Origin of the sequence: Variovorax sp. 679 (assembly GCF_003952185.1) — a bacterium.
In the GTDB taxonomy this organism is placed as follows: domain Bacteria; phylum Pseudomonadota; class Gammaproteobacteria; order Burkholderiales; family Burkholderiaceae_C; genus Variovorax.
In genome coordinates this window covers 35451-51842 of record NZ_RXFS01000013.1, presented here as the reverse complement: position 1 = coordinate 51842, position 16392 = coordinate 35451, and the positions used below count along the sequence as shown (strand labels likewise).

The 16392-nt window shown below is 67.2% G+C and carries 16 protein-coding genes; 5 read left to right on the top strand and 11 right to left on the bottom strand.

All coding sequences use genetic code 11. The features are described 5' to 3' along the window. Positions 1 to 24: 24 nt before the first annotated feature. The 3 genes from EJO71_RS28380 to EJO71_RS28370 form a co-directional block, all read right to left on the bottom strand. Positions 25 to 2115 carry a LamG domain-containing protein gene (locus tag EJO71_RS28380; RefSeq protein WP_240651546.1) on the bottom strand — a complete coding sequence of 697 codons (2091 nt, stop codon included), beginning with the start codon at positions 2113 to 2115 and terminating at the stop codon, positions 25 to 27. A 247-nt stretch (positions 2116 to 2362) separates the two neighbouring features. Next, complete coding sequence (locus EJO71_RS28375; protein ID WP_125951999.1) at positions 2363 to 2899, bottom strand: SRPBCC family protein; 537 nt, start codon at positions 2897 to 2899, stop codon at positions 2363 to 2365. A gap of 53 nt (positions 2900 to 2952) precedes the next feature. Further along, entirely contained in the window at positions 2953 to 3300 is a 348-nt protein-coding gene (locus EJO71_RS28370) for a metalloregulator ArsR/SmtB family transcription factor (protein WP_125951998.1), read from the bottom strand. A 173-nt stretch (positions 3301 to 3473) separates the two neighbouring features. Here EJO71_RS28370 and bla point away from each other — a divergent pair, with 173 nt between their 5' ends. Beyond that, positions 3474 to 4361 carry a class A beta-lactamase gene (gene bla / locus EJO71_RS28365; protein WP_125951997.1) on the top strand — a complete coding sequence of 296 codons (888 nt, stop codon included), beginning with the start codon at positions 3474 to 3476 and terminating at the stop codon, positions 4359 to 4361. A gap of 27 nt (positions 4362 to 4388) precedes the next feature. Here the strand turns inward: bla and EJO71_RS28360 are convergent, their stop codons facing one another. Next, positions 4389 to 5249, bottom strand: a complete 861-nt coding sequence (locus tag EJO71_RS28360) for an amidohydrolase family protein (protein ID WP_240651550.1) — start codon at positions 5247 to 5249, stop codon at positions 4389 to 4391. A 229-nt stretch (positions 5250 to 5478) separates the two neighbouring features. Here EJO71_RS28360 and EJO71_RS28355 point away from each other — a divergent pair, with 229 nt between their 5' ends. Together EJO71_RS28355 and EJO71_RS28350 are read left to right on the top strand one after the other, a co-directional pair. Continuing rightward, positions 5479 to 6681, top strand: a complete 1203-nt coding sequence (locus tag EJO71_RS28355; protein WP_125951995.1) for an NAD-dependent formate dehydrogenase — start codon at positions 5479 to 5481, stop codon at positions 6679 to 6681. Between the two features lie 18 nt (positions 6682 to 6699). After that, the gene (locus EJO71_RS28350) at positions 6700 to 7188 is read left to right on the top strand and encodes an HPP family protein (protein WP_125951994.1); all 489 of its coding nucleotides are present in this window, start codon (positions 6700 to 6702) and stop codon (positions 7186 to 7188) included. Positions 7189 to 7192: 4 nt separating this feature from the next. Here EJO71_RS28350 and EJO71_RS28345 read toward each other — a convergent pair whose 3' ends face one another. Beyond that, entirely contained in the window at positions 7193 to 8107 is a 915-nt protein-coding gene (locus tag EJO71_RS28345) for a LysR family transcriptional regulator (RefSeq protein WP_125951993.1), read from the bottom strand. A 198-nt stretch (positions 8108 to 8305) separates the two neighbouring features. On the opposite strand from EJO71_RS28345, the gene EJO71_RS28340 reads away from it, so the two are divergent. Then, the gene (locus tag EJO71_RS28340; protein ID WP_125951992.1) at positions 8306 to 8758 is read left to right on the top strand and encodes an oxidoreductase; all 453 of its coding nucleotides are present in this window, start codon (positions 8306 to 8308) and stop codon (positions 8756 to 8758) included. 27 nt (positions 8759 to 8785) lie between these two features. On the opposite strand, the gene EJO71_RS28335 is transcribed toward EJO71_RS28340, so the two are convergent. From EJO71_RS28335 to EJO71_RS28320, 4 genes are all read right to left on the bottom strand, one after another. Further along, a complete protein-coding gene (locus EJO71_RS28335) occupies positions 8786 to 9706 on the bottom strand; it encodes a bestrophin family ion channel (RefSeq protein WP_125951991.1) in 921 nt (306 codons plus the stop codon). 40 nt (positions 9707 to 9746) lie between these two features. Next, positions 9747 to 10370 carry a hemolysin III family protein gene (locus EJO71_RS28330; protein WP_125951990.1) on the bottom strand — a complete coding sequence of 208 codons (624 nt, stop codon included), beginning with the start codon at positions 10368 to 10370 and terminating at the stop codon, positions 9747 to 9749. Between the two features lie 25 nt (positions 10371 to 10395). Continuing rightward, positions 10396 to 11835 (bottom strand): glycerophosphodiester phosphodiesterase family protein, encoded by a 1440-nt coding sequence (locus EJO71_RS28325; protein WP_125951989.1) that lies wholly within the window; start codon positions 11833 to 11835, stop codon positions 10396 to 10398. A gap of 121 nt (positions 11836 to 11956) precedes the next feature. Further along, positions 11957 to 12910: an AraC family transcriptional regulator gene (locus EJO71_RS28320; protein WP_125951988.1), complete on the bottom strand. Its 954-nt coding sequence runs from the start codon at positions 12908 to 12910 to the stop codon at positions 11957 to 11959. Positions 12911 to 12985: 75 nt separating this feature from the next. Between EJO71_RS28320 and EJO71_RS28315 the strand changes: the two genes are divergently transcribed. Next, positions 12986 to 13804, top strand: coding sequence for an SDR family oxidoreductase (locus tag EJO71_RS28315; RefSeq protein WP_125951987.1), 819 nt, complete (start codon positions 12986 to 12988; stop codon positions 13802 to 13804). 15 nt (positions 13805 to 13819) lie between these two features. On the opposite strand, the gene EJO71_RS28310 is transcribed toward EJO71_RS28315, so the two are convergent. Both EJO71_RS28310 and EJO71_RS28305 read right to left on the bottom strand, forming a co-directional pair. Next, on the bottom strand, positions 13820 to 14590 hold the full coding sequence (locus EJO71_RS28310; RefSeq protein ID WP_125951986.1) for a class I SAM-dependent methyltransferase: 771 nt from the start codon (positions 14588 to 14590) through the stop codon (positions 13820 to 13822). A gap of 37 nt (positions 14591 to 14627) precedes the next feature. Beyond that, positions 14628 to 16382, bottom strand: coding sequence for an IlvD/Edd family dehydratase (locus EJO71_RS28305; protein ID WP_125951985.1), 1755 nt, complete (start codon positions 16380 to 16382; stop codon positions 14628 to 14630). Between the last annotated feature and the right edge of the window lie 10 nt (positions 16383 to 16392).

Below are 16392 nucleotides of genomic sequence, written 5' to 3'. Positions count from 1 at the left end.
GGCTCTTGGGCTGGGGAATCGGGGTCAGGGAAGCGTCGACAGCGGCTGGCCCGACTTGAAGATGCTGTTGAGCTCGTCGCTGGTGAGCGCACGGTTCCAGATCGCGAAGTCGTTGAATTCCATGGCGCCACGCGGCGAGGAGGTCTGGCGGTTGTAGTAAAGGCCGGAACCATCCTCGTTCAATCCGATGCCGTTCTTGAGGCCGCCGAGCTTGGCAACCAGTGTGGGAGACAGTGCCGCGCGGCCGGTCTGGACACCACGCACCGGATCGAATGCATAGCCATCTATCGTCTGCCCGGTCTTGTCGATCACCATGGCAACGTAGGCCCATTGGCCGGCACTCAGGTAGTGCATTCCCTTGACCTCGCCCCGGACGCCGGCACCGGTGCCGGTGTTGAAGCGGAGTTCGCAGCTGCCGAACAGGCCGATGGCAATGCCCTCGTTGGTGCCGGTGTCGTAGTTCTTGTTGCCGATCACCGTGCCGCCGTTGCTCACGCCCTGGCTGCAGGTGTTGTCGGTGCGCATCCAGAACCCGATGGTGAAGGCTGTGACGGCAGGGTTCGTCGTGACGTCGTTGTTCTGCACCAGGCGATAGCCGGCCATGCCGCTGGCGTTCTTCACCGTGCTGTCGACACGCAATGCCTTGGCCTTGTTGGGTGCCTGGAAGCCGTCATCGACCAGCGATCCACCGTTGGCGTCGGCCGCCCAGGGGGCGAGCGTCGAGGCATTCTTCGCGTCGACCGCCGGCAGCGCGTCGAGCGTGTAGTAGTTGACGAGCCCGTTCGCCAGCGTGGGCGCAAGCGTTACCGGAGCCTCCGGCTTGACGTAGGCGATCTGCGCGGGAAGCGCCACGCTGGCCTCGCCGGCGACGACCGTGTACTGGTAGGCGTAGACCCCGTCGCTGTCGGCGACGATGGGGTCGGTGTAGGTGGTGGTGCCGGCCGGCAGCGTGGCCACCAGCTTGCCGTCGCGCAGCACCTGCACCTGCGCGGTGGTTGCTCCGGCGAGCGTCCATGACAGCACGATGCTGCGCTTGTCCGCGCCCGTCTTCGCCGAGAGGCTGCGCAGCGAGGTGGAAGCCTGCAGGGCCTGGCCGCTGAAGCGGTAGTCGGCTGCGGCGGGCAGCGCGCCGAGATGGCGCAGCACGGTCGGCGCGATGTCGGTGGCTGACGCGAGCGTGAGCAGCGTGGCGTCGGCGGGAGCGGCCGCGCCGACGCCCGGTTGCGCCGCGAGCGTCTTGTTGCTGGCGATGAAGATGGTCTTGCCGTCGTTGTCCTGCAGGCCGGAGGCGCTGCCGAAGGTGTCGAGGCCGTGGCCGGTCGTGAGGATCACGAGCCAGTCTTCCTTCGAATCGTTGGCGGTGCGCTGCGCGATGCGCGCGAGCAACTGGCCCACGCCGGTGGCGGTGTCGGTGATCGCGCGCTGGTAGGCATCGCTCCTGAAGCCGCTGGCTGCTGCCGCGGCCGGCGCGCCGTACTGCGCCACCAGCAGGTCGTAGCCGGCATCGATGAGCTGTGCGGCGCGGTCGGTGACGCAGGCGTCGGCACCCGCGCAGTCGACGGCGCTGTCGACCGTGCCGGTTTCGTTCGCGAGCAGCAGCGGATAGAGCGCACCCGCCGTGACGGACGCCGTCTTGTAGCCGGCCGCCTTGTTGTTCTGCCTTGCGAGCGCGAAGACCGAGGGCGCGAGCTTGACGTCGATGCGCTGGTCGTTCGTGTCCCAGCGAACGCCGTGGCGCTGTGCCCATGTACCGGTCATCAGCGTGGCCCAGCCGGGGCCGTCGGTGGTGCGCTGTTCGCTCGGCGTGCCGTTGGCGCCGCCCGTCCAGGCCGGCGAGAGGCGCAGCGATTGCAATGCCGGCACCTTGTTCTGCGCCATGGCATCGCGAAGCGCCGCATGCGTGAGGCCGTCGATCTCGACGACGAGAGCCTTGGGCCCGCTCTTGCCCTGGTTGACGCTCGGCGCCGGAGTGTTCCCGCCACCTGGCGAAGGCGTGTTCACGGGTGGAAAGCCGATGCCGCCGCCGCCACCTCCACCGCCGCAGGCCGTGAGCAGCAGCAGGGCGCACATGCTTCCCCCTGCCAGCACGCGGTGCGTGTTCGTTCCTCTGATCATGTTTTCCCTCGAAGTCTTGAGTTGCCTGCCCTTCGGCCATGCCGAAGTACCGTGGGTATTCATCTGCGTTTTTGCAAACAAGTGCATTTGCAACAAAACGCACAAATACTCTGAATGCCTCAGATGTTGAGGTTTCCGGGTGACAACGGTTTGACAGATTCGTGAAGTTCGAGAGCCATGAAAAACGGGGCCCGAAGGCCCCGCGAGAGAGAAACAAATGAAAGAAAGGAAGAAGGAATGCGTGGGTTCAGCGGATGTGCGCTTCGTACTCCTTCTCGATCGCGGCGAGATTCGTCCAGAAGCCCTGCGGCTTGTTTCCCTCAAGGATCTCGATGAGCACATCGACATGCGCATGCCAGCCGCTCGCCACGCTGAGCATGTCCTTGCGGCTGGCCAGCCTCGTGTGCGTGAGCACGAGCTGCGTGGTGTCGCCCTTCGGCGTGAGCTCGAACGTGACCTGCGACGGTGCCGACCCTCCTTCGTCCCAGCTGATCGAAAGCAGCGTGGGCGGCTCCATGCGCAGCAGCCGCGACTTCTGCAGGATCGGCTCGCGACACTCGGCGAAGCGGTCCGGTGCCACTTCGCCGGTGAGCTTCGTGTGTTCGAAGCGCAGCTCGAAGAGCTCGCCGGGCGCTCGAGGCAGCGCGCCGCCGGCCAGCCATGCAGCGCGCTTGTCGGAGTCGGCGAGATAGGCCCATACGCGCTCGATGGGCGCGGGCAGCGTGCGTTCCATGCGAAGGGTGTCGGGCCCGGTCTGATTGCCCAGGCTGTGCTTGATCGTCATTTGCTGTTGCTCCTTGGGTTGGCTGAGAGGTGGTGGGGGCGGAGTGATCGGGCTCACTTGCGGGATGCCGCATCGCGCCGCAGTTCCTGCTCCAGCGCGTCGAGGCGATTGCTCCAGAAGCCTTCGTAGTGGCGCAGCCATGCGTCTGCCATGGCCAGCGCGGTGGGCTCGAGCCGGCAGACGTGCGCGCGGCCCTGCACGGTGCGAGACACCAGGCCCGCGCGCTCCAGCGTCTTCACGTGCTTGGATGCCCCTGCGAACGACATGTGGAAAGGCGCGCCCAGTTCGCCCACGCTGCATTCGCCATGCGACAGAAGCCGCAGCATCGTGCGGCGCGTGCTGTCGGCCAGGGCGTGGAAGACGGCATCGAGCCGTTCGTCTTCGAGTTCAAGTTCAACCATGAGGTTGAATATAGATGGAATCCGCTTGATATTCAACTGAATGGTTTAATTATCCTGGCGGTTACACCGGATACACCCGGGACGCGGAACGCCGTCGTGAGGCTGGATCGTCGGCAGTGGCACTCCTAGGATTCGCTTCGTCCATCCACTCGCAGAAAGAAAGAGAAAACGAAATGACCTCTCCCGTCCAGCGTCGCACCCTGTTGCTCGCCGCCTCCGTTCTGCCGCTTGCCGGCGCATGCACCGCGTGGTCCGGCACGGGCTCGCAGTCTTCGGCCGAGGCGCAGCTTGCGGCGCTCGAAAGCGCCTCGGGCGGACGCCTGGGCGTGGTCGGCTTCAACACCGGCAGCGGCGCGCGCATCCAGCACAGGCCGCACGAGCGCTTTCCGCTTTGCAGCACCTTCAAGCTGACCCTGGCGGCAGCCGTGCTCGAACGCAGCACCAGGGACAGCAGCCTGCTGTCGCGCCACCTGAACTACAGCAAGAGCGACCTGATCGCCTACTCGCCGATCACCGAGAAACATGTTTCCACCGGCATGACCGTGGCCGCGATGTGCGCGGCCACCATCCAGTACAGCGACAACGCGGCCGCCAATCTGCTGCTGAAGGAACTGGGCGGCCCGGCGGCCGTCACGGCCTTCGCGCGCGGCATCGGCGATCAGGTCTTCCGGCTCGACCGCATGGAGCCTGAGCTCAACACCAGCATCCCTGGCGACCCGCGCGACACGACCACGCCCGCCGCCATGTCCGACAGCCTGCAGCGCCTCGTGCTGGGCGACGCGCTCGGCGCGGCACAGCGCGAGCAGCTGAAGACCTGGCTTCTCGGCAACACCACCAACACCGAGCGATTCCTGGCGGGCGTTCCCACTGGCTGGAAGGTGGGCGACAAGACCGGATCAGGCTCGTACGGCTCCACGAACGACGTCGGCGTGCTGTGGCCGCCGGCCGGCGCGCCGATCGTGCTGTCTGTGTACCTGACCTTTCCGCAGAAGGACGCGAAGGGGCGCAACGACGTCGTTGCGTCGGCGACGCGCATCGCAGCGGCCGCGCTGGCAGCCTGACGACCGGCCGGCCCCTGCGGCGCGTGCTCAGCGCAGGCCGAACAGCGTGGCAGCGTTGCCCCAGGCGATGCGCTGCGCCACGTCGTCCGGCAGGTCGCCGAGCCAGGTCCGGTAGCCGCGCATCGTCTCGTCGTAGGCGCTCCAGCGCTGGTTGACCCAGGTGTCGGAGCCGACCATGAAGCGCCCCGGGTACATGAGGATCAGCGCGCGCCATTCGGGGCACAGCCTGCCGCCTTCGCAGGTGAGCCCCGGCCGGTAGGAGAGTTCGCCCATCAGCAGCGGATAGCGTTCCAGCAGCGCCCGCACCCGCTCGACCGGTGGGCCGCCGATGCCGGTATGAGCCCAGATCAGGCGCAGGGCCTGTCCCTTCGACGGGGCATTGGCCATCAGCAGGTCGATCGCCACGTCGTCGACGTGCGCGAGCACCGCCAGCTTCTTCTGCTCCGCCAGCACGATCAGTTTCTTCGCGACGGGGCCGTTGGCATCGGCGCTGTCGTACAGGTGGAACTCCCCGAGCCCGCGATAGGGACCGCTCGCGGTTCCGCGCGCGAGTTCGGCCTGCACCATCTCGTAGATGGTCTCGTCGCGGAACCAGTTGGTGTAGTCGTCGCGGTTGCGGTAGAGGCGCACGAAGGGCACGACAGTCACGCCTGCCTCGCGGGTCTCGCGTGCCGCAGCCAGCGTCTGGGTGCCCGCATTCGGGCGCGAGTTCGCGATGATCGCCCTGACGTCATTGCGTTTCATGCGCGCGAGCGCCTCGGAGGGAGGGAAGGGGCCCGTGTTGCCGTCCCAGGCTTCCTGGTTGTAGTGCAGGTGGGTGTCGAACAACGGGCCCTCGTATTGAGCCGGCGTTGCCTGCGCGACGGTTGAGAGGACGGCCAGAAGCATGGCGGCGGCAGGCGCGGTTGTTTTCATGCGGACCCTCTTGATGATCGAGCGATTATCCGGAGGGCGGAGATGTTCGCCGTCCGAAGCCTGATAAGACAGACCTATCAAGCGGTCGAATCAAACGATTGGCACCCGGAGCTTCATCCGGGAAACATGCGTTCCAGGCAGCTGCACTGCTGCCGAACCCGGTGCGTCATCCGGCGCGCCATTCAAACCAGGAACCAAAGACATGGCCAAGATTGTTTGTGTGCTTTACGACGACCCCGTCACCGGCTACCCCAAGACCTACGCCCGCGACGACCTGCCGCACCTGGAGCGTTACCCCGACGGGCAGACGCTGCCCACGCCGCGGCGCATCGACTTCCAGCCGGGCACGCTGCTGGGCAGCGTCTCGGGCGAGCTGGGCCTGCGCAAGTACCTTGAATCGAACGGCCACCAGCTGGTGGTCACCTCCAGCAAGGACGGCGCCGACAGCGTGCTCGACCGCGAACTGCACGATGCCGAGATCGTGATCTCGCAACCCTTCTGGCCCGCCTACATGACGGCCGAGCGCATCGCGAAGGCACCGAAGCTCAGGATGATCGTGACCGCCGGCATCGGCTCGGACCACACCGACCTGCAGGCCGCGATGGACCGCGGCATCACGGTGGCCGAGGTGACCTACTGCAACAGCAACAGCGTGGCCGAGCACGTCGTGATGATGACGCTGGGCCTGGTGCGCAACTACATCCCCTCGTACAACTGGGTGATCAAGGGCGGCTGGAACATCGCCGACTGCGTGGCCCGCTCGTACGACCTCGAGGGCATGAATGTGGGCACCGTGGCCGCGGGCCGCATCGGGCTGCGTGTGCTGCGCCTGCTCAAGCCCTTCGACGTGAAGCTGCACTACCTGGACCGCCACCGCCTGCCCGAGTCGGTGGAGAAGGAGCTCAACCTGACCCACCACACCAGCCTGGAGAGCCTGGCGAAGGTGTGCGACGTGGTGACGCTGAATTGCCCGCTGCACCCCGAGACGGAGCACATGATCAACACCGACACGCTGAAGAAGTTCAAGCGCGGCGCCTACCTGATCAACACCGCGCGCGGCAAGCTGTGCGACCGAGACGCGATCGCCGCCGCGCTGGAGAGCGGCCAGCTCGCGGGCTATGCGGGCGACGTGTGGTTCCCGCAGCCTGCGCCGGCCGACCATCCGTGGCGCACGATGCCGCACCACGGCATGACGCCGCACATCTCGGGCACCAGCCTGTCGGCGCAGGCGCGCTACGCGGCGGGCACGCGGGAGATCCTGGAGTGCTATTTCGAGAACCGGCCGATCCGCAACGAGTACCTGATCGTGCAGGGCGGCAAGCTGGCTGGCGTGGGAGCGCACTCGTACAGCGCGGGCAACGCGACCAAGGGGTCCGAAGAGGCCGCGCGCTTCGCGAAGAAGTAGGAAGAGAAGGACGCCCGCGTGCCTCTTCTTTCCTCTTCAGCGACGACTAAGGCCGCGCGCGTGTCGCGGCGTACCCGGATTGCCGGCATCCTGCTGGCGGGCCTTGGGGCGTTCGCGGCGCTGGCCACGGTGGGGGCGCTGGCGGCGAGCACGGGCCATGCCTGGGTGCTCGGCTCCTTCGGGGCATCGTGCGTGCTGCTGTTCGGTTTTCCGGATGCGGCGTTCTCGAGGCCCAGGAGTGTTATCGGCGGGCATCTGCTGTCGTCGACGGTCGGCCTGCTTTTCCTTCACTGGCTCGGACCGGGGTGGATAGCGATGGCCGCTGCGGGGGCCTGCGCCGCCATGCTCATGATGGCGACGGACACCGTGCATCCGCCCGCCGGCAGCAACCCGGTCATCGTCTTCCTGTCGCAGCCGGGCTGGGACTTCCTGGTGCTGCCGACATTGGCCGGCGCGTGCTTGCTGGTGGTGATTGCCCGGCTCTACGGCAAGTTCGTGCGAAGGTGAGTGTTCAGGGCGAAGGCAGGAAGCCGTCCACCCAGCCCTGCAGATCGAGTTCGCGGAACTGGCGCATGGCCGCATCCAGCAGCGGCGCGCGCGGCAGCTGCCCTGAAAGCACCAGGCCGATGTCGCGCTGGAGCTGCGGCGCCATCGGCACCGAACAGAGCTGCTGCGCCGGCTCCGTCAGGCACAGCACGCTGTGCGGCAGGATGCTGTAGAGGCCGGCCCGGCGCACATGCGCCCACAGCGCGGTCATGGAGTCGGTCTCGACCTGGGGCACGGCCTCCACACCCGCGGCGGCGAAGGCGGCATCCATGCCGCGGCGGCATTGCATGTTGGTGGTGAAAAGGCACAGCGGGAAGCCCGCCGCCTCCGACCACGACATCGACGTCACGCCTTCGAGCATCGACTTTTCGGCTGCGACGAACACATAGCGCTCGCGGAAGATGGGCAGGGTGGCGAAGGCGTCGAGCCGGTCGTCGTCGAGGTAGCTGAGGCCCAGGTCGAGTTCGAAGCCCTCGATCTTGCGCAGGATCTCTGTCGCCGACAGCGTGAAGATCTCGTGCCGCATGCGCGGGTACCGCTGCAGGCAGCACTGCGTGAGCATCGGCACCAGCGGCAGCGAGGCGGGAATCACCCCCATGCGCAGTGTGCCGACGGGGTCGTCCTCGCTGGCGCGGGCGTCCTGGCGCAGGTTCTCGCAATCGGCCAGCACGCGGCGTGCCCACGCGAGCACGCGTTCGCCGTCCTTGGTGAAGCCTTCGAAGCGCCGGCCGCGCTGGACGATGACGACGCCCAGTTCCTGCTCGATGCCACGGATCGCGCCCGAGAGCGCGGGCTGCGACACATTGCACGCGGCGGCGGCGCGGCCGAAGTGCTTTTCCTGTGCGAGCGCGACGACGTAACTCAGCTGTCGGATGAACATGGGTCGGGCGAGAGTGCCATCACTGTATTCTTGCGAATATAGCGAAATGAGAATATCCGGATAGTCGCGATACGCAAAAGTGGATCGCGCCGCGCCGGTTCCTGTCGCAATATCCGCCAACCTCCCGAAAGAATGGAAGCGACGATGAATCCTGATGCCGTTGCAAGCGCCGCACTTGGCGAAGTGCCCGGAAGGGGGATGTTCCCTGTCGGGAACAGCGTGCTGGAGATCCTGGGCCTTGTGCCACGGCCGGGCCTTTTCACGCTCGATGCGCTCGAAGGACAGGCCCGGCACGACCTGGGGCCCACGCAGGTGCTGTGCTATTCGGGCCGACCTGTCGCGCAGGTGGACAGCTATGCCGGTGCGCGGCTCGTCGATCTGCTCGACGCCTGCGGGCTCTCGGAGAGGCCGCGTTCGGAACTCAAGCGCTGCGTGGTCGTCGCGCGCGGCGACGACGGCTACCAGGCCATCTTCAGCTGGAACGAGCTCTACAACAGCACCATCGGCGAGAAGGTGCTGGTGCTTTACGAGAAGAACGGTGAGGCGCTGGATGCGCACCTGGGCACGATCTGCCTGATTTCCGCCAGCGATTCGCGCCTTGGGCCGCGCCACCTGCGCGGGCTGTCGCAGGTGACGGTGAAGATGCTCTGAGCCAGCGCAGGCTGGTGCTGGCCCCGCTCAGGTCTGTATGTACCCGGTGGGCCCGGCCGCTTCGGCCGATGGCTCCGGCTGGGGCTCGCCCAGCATCTCGCGCAAGCTCGACTCGATGGCGCGCGACATCGCGTCCAGGGCCAGGTCGTTGGGCTCGGTGCCGAAGGGCTCCTCGATCTCGGCGCCCAGCGCTTCCAGCGCGAAGAACGTGTAGGCGATGAAGGCGACCACCACCGGCGTCATCGCGCCGATCGCATCCACGAGCCCGAAGGGCAGCAGCATGCAGTACAGGTAGATGGTGCGGTGGATGATGACGGAGTAGGTGAACGGAATGGGTGTGCTGGCGATGCGCTCGCAGCCGCCCAGTGCTTCGGTCAGGCGCCCCAGCGGAAGCTCCATGGCCTGTACCAGCGCCGGGTCGAGCCGGCCTTGCCTGCGCTCGTCCCGCATCCATTCGCCCACCATCAGCAGCAGAACCGCCGGCTTGAAGCGCGCAGCATGCAGGCGGGCTCGGTCTTCGTCGAACAGCAGCCGGGCCAGGTCGGCCGCGGGATCGGTGCCGCGAAGCTGGTGGCGAAGCGCATGGACGAAGGCGATGAGGCGCATCGCGACCGTCCGGGCTTCGGAGGGGGCTTCCGTCAGGGTCAGCGCCTGGCGGACCAGCGTGCGTGTTTCGTTGAGCAGCGTGCCCCACAGCGTTCGGGCCTCCCAGAAGCGCGAATAGCTGGTGCTGTTGCGAAAGCCCAGGAAGATGGCCAGCGTCAGGCCGATGAGCGAGAAGGGCACGAAGTTGAGCGGCACCTTCCACTGGAACAGCCTGCCATGCAGCACCGTCACCAGCACCGCGAAGGCGGTGGTCCACAACAGCTGCGGCGCGATGTCCGACAGGACGGAGCCGCGCCATATGAAGAGCATGCGCAGCCAGTGGGGGCGGGGTCGGACGATCATCGGTCGGCGATTATCCCTGCGACCGGTGGCGCAGGGGCTGCTACAGCACGAACCAGCCCACCGCGACGTAGTGACTCGCCGTCCCGGCCAGCACGAACAGGTGCCATGCCCCATGCGCATGCCGGAAGCCCTGCCGGTTGCTATAGAAGACGGTGCCTGCCGTGTAGAACGCGCCGCCGACCAGCAGCCACACGAGGCCTGCCGTGTCGAGCCGTGCGGCCAGCGGCACGGCCGCCAGCACGCCGAGCCAGCCCAGGCCGATATAGAGCGGCAGCGAAGGTTTCCTGGGCGCGCCGTTCTTCGCCGGCATCAGCTCGCGCCATATGCCGAAAAGCGCCGCGCTCCAGATCGTGGACAACAGCAGCCAGCCCCACAGGCCTTGCAGCGTGACCAGCGCGAAGGGCGTGTAGGTGCCCGCGATCAGCAGGTAGATGGCGCAATGGTCTGCGCGCTCCCACACGCGCTTGAGGCGCCCGCGCGTGCTGTGGAAGAGAGTGGAGGCCGCGTAGAGCGCCACGGCCGAGAGCGAGAACACCAGCGCCCCCGCGATGCGCGCGGGGTCGCCGGTGGGCACGGTCTTCACGAGCAGCAGCGCCATCGCTGGCAGCGCCAGAAGCAGGCCAAGCAGGTGGCTGTAGCCGTTGAGCCGTTCGCCCGGGTACATCGCGCCTCGCTTCGCCTCCGGCGCCTCAGCGGCCGGTTTCCTTCAGGTACGTAGCACGGGCAGCGAATGCCGTGTTCGCGAAGTCCGAGAACACGCCGTCGATGCCAGCGCGGAAGTACGCGAGGTACTCGGCCGTCGGGTCGCCCTTGTAGACGCCGGCAAGGTACTTCGCCTCGTTGCGGAAGGTGTAGCTGTGTACGAAAAGGCCGGCTTTGTGCGCGTCGGCGATCAGGCTGGTGGGCTTGATGGTGTTCACGTCGGCCAGGCCCTTGTTGACCGCGACGTAGGGCACGATGGTGTGCGCCATGACCTGCGGCTTCCACGGGCCGACGCCGTCGGCGTAAGTCTTGATCTCGGCCAGTCCGGCGGGCGTGAGCATCTCGCCAAAGAACTTCGGATTGCCGGCCAGCGTCCAGCTGTAGGGACGGCCATCGATGAAGGTGTATTCGTCGTTGGTGACGTAGATCATCTCGCCGGTCTGGTAGTTGACTTCGTTGCCGTCCACCAGTTGTACCGCCCGCGCCTTCATGCCGGCAGAGCGCAGGTACTTCAGGCTCTCCGGCTCGAAGCTCTGCACAAAGATCGGCGCGTCCTTGCGGTTGAGGTCGTTGAAGTTCATGACCTTCAGCAGCGCGTCTTCTAGCGGATGGCTGCCCGCCGGGCCGCAACCGTTGGCGATGGCTTGCGCGTTGTTCCAGATCGGATTCTTGGTTTCCGGGTACACGGTGAGCTTGCGGCCGGTGGAGGCGCTCTTGGCCTTCGCGATGTCGAGCAGTTCCTGGAAACTGATGATCGGTAGCTTGCCGTTGAGGTCGGTGGGGCGTTGGTCCTTGGCGTCGTAGGTGGTGCCGCGGATCCACTGGCGCAGCTCGTCCATCGTGAAGTCTGTGATGGACCAGTCGCCAGTGTGGTCCTGTCCGTCGACGATGAGCGACTTGAGCACGGACTTCGGATCGTTCGGATCGGTCAGGTCGCTCCAATATTGAGCGGGGCCGTTCTCGGGCGTGACTGGATACTTCACGTTGACCTTCACGCCCGGCACAGTGCGTTGGCGCGAGGCCACGGTGGTGTTGGTCTTGGCGACGTCGGCGATGTTGGTGTTGTCGCTCAGCCAGGGGTTGTGGCGCGCGACGAGCACGCAGTCCTTGGTGAGGTGCAGGTCGGTCTCGAGCGAATCGGCGCCGGCATCGGCCGCGGCTTCGTAGGCGGTCTTCGTTTCCTCGGGGTACAGGCCCGGCAGGCCGCGATGGCCGATGACCAGCGGCACGGAGCCGTCGAGCGTGCCCAGCGGCGCGGGAGCGGGAGGAGCCGGCGCGGGGGCGGGTGCCGGCGCGGGGGGAAGGACCGGAAGCGAGATGCCTCCTCCGTTGCCGCCGCCGCAGGCGGCTATCACCAGGCTGCCGCCGATGGCTGCGATGGTGGCGAGAACGGGACGGGGCGCGGGCGCGGGAACGCTCTTTTTCATATGTGGTTCTTGGGTGTTTGGTGAAAGAGACACGAAAGCGGCCGGATGCTAGGTTTGCCCCGTGACGGGACAGTGACCAGCCCCGGGGTCCTGCTGCCTGCTGCGCCGGAAGCGGCCTTGCCTAAGTACCGGTGTGGCCGCCCGTACGGCTGGTGCGCGCGAACGAGCTCGGCGACTGCCCCACCGAGCGGCTGAAGGCCGTGCTGAACGCACTTGCCGACTGATAGCCGATGGCATGCGCTACCTCGCCCAGCGAAAGACCGTCGTGCCACAGCATGTCCCTGGCGAGAGCCATGCGCCATCGCAGCACGTACTCCATCGGAGGCACGCCGAGGATCCGCGTGAAGTGCGCGGCAAACGCGGCGCGCGACATCCCCACTTCCTTCGCAAGATCCTCGATGGTCCAGCGCCGTGCCACGTCCTCGTGGATGAGCCGCAGCGCCGGTGCCATTCGCGCGTTCGCCAGGCCCGCCAGCAGCCCGGAGCTCTGCGCTTCTTCTTGCGCGGGCTGCCAGCGCAGCGCCTCGATCAGCATGATCTCGACGAAGCGCTGCAGGATGGCATCGCCGCCTGGCCTCGGCGTGGTGTTCTCTTCATCGATGGCGCGTGCGATCCAGCCCAGGCGCGCCGCGCCGCTGTCGGTGGCCTTGATGCGGACCACCTCCGGCAGGAGCCCGACGAGCAGCGGGGCGCTCGTCGGGTCGAACAGGAAGTAGCCGCCGAGCATCCTGACTGCCGCCTCGTCCTCCTGAGTGCCGTGCCGGATTTCTCCCACGGGGCTCGCGTCCGCGACGCGCATGGTGGGTCGCTCCATGGCCTCTAGGTCGCTGCCCATGCGGAATCCGGGCGTCGCGGGCAGCAGGATGTAGTCGCCGGACTCCATCAGGAAGGGCTCCGCCGAGCCAAGGCTCAGCCAGCAGGAGCCCTTCAGCATCAGGCAGAAGCTGGGGTGTCCATGGTTCGGGTACTGCACCGCCCAACTGCCCGCGCCGCTGATGAATTTCGACAGCACGGTCCGCGGACGGAGCAAGGCCACGATGGAAGCCAGTGGGTCGGGGTTGAGACGATCGCGCATGAAATAGAGATTGCACGCTATGGATCGTCTCTGTCAAGAAACCTAGCATCGCCCGGTCTTGAAAGGAAATCGAACTTGAAAACCGCACTCATCACCGGCTGCTCCTCGGGCTACGGCAAGGCCACCGCGGAGCACTTCCTGAAACAGGGCTGGAACGTCGTCGCGACGATGCGCAAGCCCGACCCGGCACTGCTGGGCGAGCCATCTGAGCGCCTGCGCGTGGTCCGCCTCGACGTGACGGACGCCGACAGCATCGCGCAGGCCATCGGCCAGAGCGTGGCCGCCTTCGGCCACCTCGACGTGCTGGTGAACAACGCCGGCATCGGCCTGTTCTCGGCCTTCGAGTCAACGCCGATGGACACCATCCGCGAAGTGTTCGAGACGAACACCTTCGGCGTGATGGCAATGACGCAGGCGATGGTTCCGCTCATGCGCGAGCGCGGGGAGGGGGCCATCGTCAACGTGACTTCCAGCGTCTGCTTCGCGGGCATGCCGCTGGTCGCGCCCTATGCGGCGAGCAAGTTCGCCATCGAAGGCTTCACCGAGGCCCTGTTCTTCGAACTCGAATCGGTCGGCGTGCGCGTCAGGCTCGTCGAGCCCGGCTACGGCCCCGGCACGGCCTTCACGGCCAACGGCATGGAGCGCATGAACGGTTTGATCTCACCGCCGTACCAGGCCTACGCGGGGCAGCTCATGGCGCAGTTCGCAAATGCCGGTGCGGTGACGACGCCGGATCAGGTCGCAGCGGCTGTCTTCGCCGCGGCGACGGAAGAGTCGGAAACGCTGCGCTTCCCGGCCGGACCGGACAGCGCCCACCTGGCGAATGCGCGCTGGAACAGCACCGACGAGCAGTTCCTGGCTGGCATGCGCTCGATGCTGCGCATGAAGAGGTGAGCCGGGTCCGAAGGCTCAGCGCCGCGTGCCCACCAGCACCGGCTGGAAGAATGCATCGTCGATGCGTCGCACGTCCTGAAGCCCCGCCTCCCGCATGAGCTCGCACAGCCGCGTCGTCGTCACGGCGTAGTAGCGCGAGCGCATCACGCGCGTGCTCACGGCCTGCGTGGCGAGGTCTTCCGTGACGAAGAAGAAGCCCAGGTCGTAGTGCTCGCCGGTGCCGCCGTTGTCGAAGTCCCAGACCTGGAACAGCACGTGGCGCTGACCGTCGGCCACGCGTGCTCCGTAGTGCTTCACGATGTTGCTGCCGCGCTCTTCCTTCGCGTAGTCGCGCACGCTGACCACGCAGCCGCCGCCTGGGCGCAGGCAGTCGGTCATCTGGCGCAGGGCCGTCAGCAGGTCGGCGTCGGTCTGCAGGTGCGGCATCGAGTTGTCGCACGAGATGACGATGTCGAAGCCGCCACCGTGGTGCGTGTGCGCTTCCCTCATGTCGCACACCGAGAGCGCGACCTCGAGGCCGCGCTGGCTCGCCTCCCGGCGCGCGCGCTCGACCTCGTTGGCCGACAGGTCGGACGCCGTCACCGCATAGCCCAGCGCCGCGAGCCCCAGCATCTGCGTGCCGATACCGCACGACACATCGAGCACCTTGCGGCGGGTGCCTGCGCCGGGCCATTCGGCCTCTACGAGCTGCGAGAGCTTGTCGCCCTGTACGCGAATGCTCTCGTTCCAGTCCGGATAGATCAGGTGATAGAGCGGTGCGAGTTCGTCGTAGAAGTCATCGGTCATGCGTGCATTGTGCAGAAGCGGCGCATGGCCCTTCGCATCAACGTGGCACCTTGCCCATGGTGTCCGGTGCGCGGAGGAAGTCGAAGTCGACGCCCTTGTCGGCCTGCGTCACGGTCTGCAGGAACAGCTTCCTGTAGCCGCGCTCGGCCGTGGGCTCGACCATCGCGGTCTCCTTCGCGCGGCGCGCCAGTTCGTCGTCGGCCACCAGCAGCGAGATCTCGCGGTTCGCCACGCTGAGCCGGATGCGGTCGCCGCTGCGCACGTAGGCCAGCGGTCCGCCGATGGCCGACTCCGGCGTCACGTGCAGCACGATGGTGCCGAAGGCGGTGCCGCTCATGCGGCCGTCGGAGATGCGCACCATGTCCTTCACGCCGGCGCGCGCGAGCTTGCGCGGGATGGGGATGTAGCCTGCCTCGGGCATGCCAGGGGCGCCCTTGGGGCCGATGTTCTTGAGCACCAGCACGTCCTGCGGCGCGACGTCGAGCGTGTCGCTGTCGATGCGCAGGGCCAGGTCCTCGGCGTTCTCGAAGACCACGGCGCGGCCCTCGTGCTCCATCAGCGCCGGGTCGGCGGCCGACTGCTTGATGATCGCGCCGCCCGGCGCCAGGTTGCCCCAGAGCACGGCGATGCCGCCTTGCGGATAGATCGGCTGGCTGGCCGGGCGCACCACGTCCTGCCTGAAGCCCGGCCCGGCGCGCTCGATCTCCTCGCCCAGCGTGCGGCCCGTGACGGTGAGCGCATCGAGGTGCAGCAGCGGCTTCAGTTCGCGCAGCAGCGTGGCCATGCCACCAGCGGCGTGGAAGTCTTCCATGTAGTGCTGGCCCGAGGGCTTCAGGTCGAGGAGCACCGGCGTCTCGCGGCCCATGCGGTCGAGCGCGAGCAGGTCGATGTCCAGGCCCATGCGCCCGGCGATGGCCGCGAGGTGCACGATGCCGTTGGTCGAGCCGCCGATGGCCAGCAGCACGCGCATCGCGTTCTCGAAGGCCGCGGGGGTCAGCACCTTGTCGATGGTGAGGCGGTCGCGCGCGATCTGCACGGCCTGCGCGCCGGTCTGCTCGGCGATGCGGATGCGGTCGGCCGTCACCGCCGGCGGCGAGGCCCCGCCCGGCACCGTCATGCCAAGCGCCTCGGCGATGCAGGCCATGGTGCTCGCCGTGCCCATGACCGAGCAGGTGCCCACGCTCGCCACCAGCTGGTTGTTGACGTCGGCGGTTTCCTCGGCGTCGATCTCGCCCGCGCGGTACCTGGCCCAGTAGCGTCGGCAGTCGGTGCATGCACCCACGCGCTCGCCACGGTGGCTGCCCGTGAGCATCGAACCGGTGATGAGCTGGATAGTGGGCAGGCCGGCCGATGCGGCACCCATGAGCTGCGCCGGCACGGTCTTGTCGCAGCCGCCGATCAGCACCACGGCGTCCATGGGCTGGGCGCGCACCATCTCCTCGGTGTCCATGGCCATCAGGTTGCGCAGGTACATGCTGGTCGGCGCGGCGAAGCTCTCGTGCACCGAGATGGTCGGGAACTCCATCGGCAGGCCGCCCGCGAGCATCACGCCGCGCTTCACCGCATCGATGAGCTGCGGCGCGTTGCCGTGGCAGGGGTTGTAGGCGCTGCCGGTGTTGGCGATGCCGACCACCGGGCGGTCGAGCGCGGCGTCGGTGAAGCCCGCGCCCTTGATGAAGGCCTTGCGCAGGAAGAGCGAGAAGCCACGGTCGCCGTAGCTGGTAAGGTCCTTGCGCATGCCGGCGTTGCCGTCGGCTGCACTGTCGTCGGGCTCGAAGGGGGAATCGGACATGGGGTGTGGG